A 3,027-nucleotide genomic window follows, 5' to 3' on the forward strand; every position below is an offset into this window, starting at 1 on the left:
AAAAACGCCAAATATTCAAGAATTAGATGAATATTGAATTTATATCCTAAAATAATTGGTTCAAATGGTATTGTCAATGTTGTTTGTTTTTAAAAATTGCATATAACGTTCTGGCACTACAGCGGGTTTGGGCCTAAATTAAGCCCTATTTTCGGATTTGCCAAATCATCCCAAATACGAGACCATTTTTCAATTAAGCCTAATGCCCAAATCCGTTGTAGTGGCTGTTATGCGTTCGGCTTTTTAGTTATTAATTTGATTCGTTGTAAAATTGAAACAATCGTTGGTAAAATTCTTTTGTTTTATAGAGCATCATCTTTTTAATTAACTCTCTTGTTTCTTTTTCTTTTGCCTCCATAATTGTCATCAAAAAGTCTGTGTATATAAACGAGATAACTCTCTCGTCATAAACTTCTAAACTTAATTCCTGATAGTCAAAGAAATTTTGGGAATCTTCAAGTTTATTTTTTGATGTCCAAAGTATTATTTCTTCTGCTAATTCGGACATTATCATCGAATTTTCACAACCGTCGATACTCCAATTATATTTATTCCAAGTTTTCAATTCTGTTAACTTCGGAAATCGGTTTTTCAAGTCGATATAGAATTCTTCAATATTCTTTTTGTTATCTAACATATTTCTTAATGAAGGGTATGTTGTTTTTAGCAATTTTTCAGGTAAGCTGACGCATAACGTTCTGGTACTACAGCGGGTTTGGGACTAAATTAAGCCCATTCTTCGGATTTGCCAAATCATCCCAAATACAAAACCAACTTTCCATTAATCCCAATGCCCAAATCCGTTGTAGTAGCTGTTATGCGGGAGTTGTTTTGTCGAAATTCCGATTTAACCGCAAACTTTTCACGCTTCTGCTTTTTAAATGTCAGTTTCTAACAATTCATTTTTTTCTTATGTTTTCTATATTCAGTTATTGTTAGTATGCTCATTATTGTAAAATATGAGATAAAATAAATTCCAATCGTAAAAGGAAATTGTTTTTGAAGAATAAACATAAATACAAGTGTTAGAACTGGACAAAGAAAAGAAACAAGTATTTTTTGGTTTTTAGATTTAGTTCTTAATTCAAAACGATAATAGATGAACATAGTTGTTAGAATAGGGCAGACCAATAAGACAAAAATTGTCAAAATCAAAAGTGGTAAAATATTTGGTGCAATCATATTTACTTTAGTTACTTAATTTGTGAGCAATAATTTTGTCATATTCCGACTTTCCGACTTTTGTTGGCGATTCCAATTTTCACGCTTCTGCCTTGTAAACTTCTTGCGGAAACAAATACTTATTTTCTAATTGTTTTTATCTGCGTAATTTCGGCACAACTCCCGCATAACGTTCTGGCACTACAGCGGGTTTGGGACTAAATTAAGCCCTATTTTTGGATTAGCCAAATCATCCCAAATACAAAACCATTTTTCCATTAAGCCTATTACCCAAATCCGTTGTAGTAGCTGTTATAGGCAGGAATTTTTACATATCTATTGCGTCAACGTGCTTTTTAAAAGTTTCTTTAGCTTTTCTTAAACAATGTGTTTTTATTTCGAAATTTTCATATTCTTTTGTAAATGGGCTTACTTTACCATTATAAAACTTATTAGACCAATCAATACTTTCAGGATTATATTCATCCCCATTTCGTTTGTATTTCAGTACAATATCTTCTTCTTCAGTTGTTCTTCTAACAAAAATAATTGCTGGACTTTTAGTTTTACCGAGAAGTTTCCAAAGATTATTTAACGCTTTGTTTTTTATAGTATCTGTTTCACTTGCTATATAAAAAAAGACAGAACTGTTTTTTTTATTTGGAATTGGAATTATCTGAAAAATGTCGTTGTTGTTTTTTATGAATGAATTAAGGTTATCACTCTCAATAGTAAGCAAGTTTTCGGGTCTTAATCCTAAATAATTCGGATAATTTAAGTCAACACTATCGTTATGTACAATTTTTTCAGTTTGATAAATATACACTTTGTTTTTTGAATCCATTATAAAAACAACATCAGAATACCATTTTGACTCTTGCGGGATTCTAGGCGGAGGAGGAATTTGGCTAGCTATTTTTTCAGCTTTGGAAATTGAATCTTTTTTAGAAATTATATAATATTCTTCTTTTGCTATTTCTTTTTTACAGTTTGTAAAAGTGAAAAGAATGAAAATCAAGAAGAAGTAAAAATTAAATTTCATAGTTTCTGTTTTGGTATTCTTACCTATAACGTTCTGTTACTACAGCGGGTTTGGGACTAAATTAAGCCCATTATTCGGATTTGCCAAATCATCCCAAATACAAAACCATCTTTCCATTAAGCCTATTGCCCAAATCCGTTGTAGTAGCTGTTATAGGAAGGTTTTCTTGTCAGATTGATTAATTAATACCTTGATTCTTTATTAAATTCAGCCTTTTGCCATTTGTCAAATTCATAATAAAAATATCCAAACCAAATAATCATTCCTATTATCAACAAGACTATTCTTTGTTTAAATTTCAAAGTATAATTTTCTAGTTTTAATTCGTAAAGAACTCTCCATTGTCGCATAAGTATAAAAGGAGAAACAGCAACAATAAAAATCATTTCAAAAACATTATACTTTTCAAGTTCGTTTGACTTTCTTTTGCGTTCTATATTTTCATTCTCAATATCAATTTCTTCGAATATTTTTTCAAAATAATCATCTTGTTGTTTTTCTGAAATATTCCTCTTTTTTAATTCAGATTTGGCTTGATTAATTGCGTCTAGTTGCCAAACTCTAGTTGACGAGTTTGCAATTTCAATTAATTCGTCAGTTCGTCTTTCAGATATTTTCGGATAATATTCAGGCATTTTAAATGAAGATGTTTTTTTGTTATGCTTTCGTTTTAAACTTTCCAGTAACGTTCTGGCACTACAGCGGGTTTGGGACTAAATTAAGCCCTATTTTCGGATTTGCCAAATCATCCCAAATACAAAACCATTTTTCCATTATGCCAATTGCCCAAATCCGTTGTAGTGGCTGTTAGCAACAGTTTTTTT

At 30.6% G+C, this 3,027-nt stretch carries 3 protein-coding genes; all 3 read right to left on the reverse strand.

What is annotated here, in order from left to right; translation table 11 throughout:
* Positions 1 to 250: 250 nt before the first annotated feature.
* The 3 genes from VFS71_RS19660 to VFS71_RS19670 all read right to left on the reverse strand — a co-directional run bounded on the left by VFS71_RS19660 (position 251) and on the right by VFS71_RS19670 (position 2,838).
* A complete protein-coding gene (locus VFS71_RS19660; RefSeq protein ID WP_326403388.1) occupies positions 251 to 637 on the reverse strand; it encodes a hypothetical protein in 387 nt (128 codons plus the stop codon).
* An 852-nt stretch (positions 638 to 1,489) separates the two neighbouring features.
* On the reverse strand, positions 1,490 to 2,203 hold the full coding sequence (locus VFS71_RS19665; protein ID WP_326403389.1) for a hypothetical protein: 714 nt from the start codon (positions 2,201 to 2,203) through the stop codon (positions 1,490 to 1,492).
* 182 nt (positions 2,204 to 2,385) lie between these two features.
* Positions 2,386 to 2,838 carry a hypothetical protein gene (locus VFS71_RS19670; protein ID WP_073368450.1) on the reverse strand — a complete coding sequence of 151 codons (453 nt, stop codon included), beginning with the start codon at positions 2,836 to 2,838 and terminating at the stop codon, positions 2,386 to 2,388.
* Positions 2,839 to 3,027: the final 189 nt, after the last annotated feature.

Source organism: Flavobacterium sp., assembly GCF_035760125.1.
Taxonomy (GTDB): Bacteria; Bacteroidota; Bacteroidia; order Flavobacteriales; family Flavobacteriaceae; genus Flavobacterium.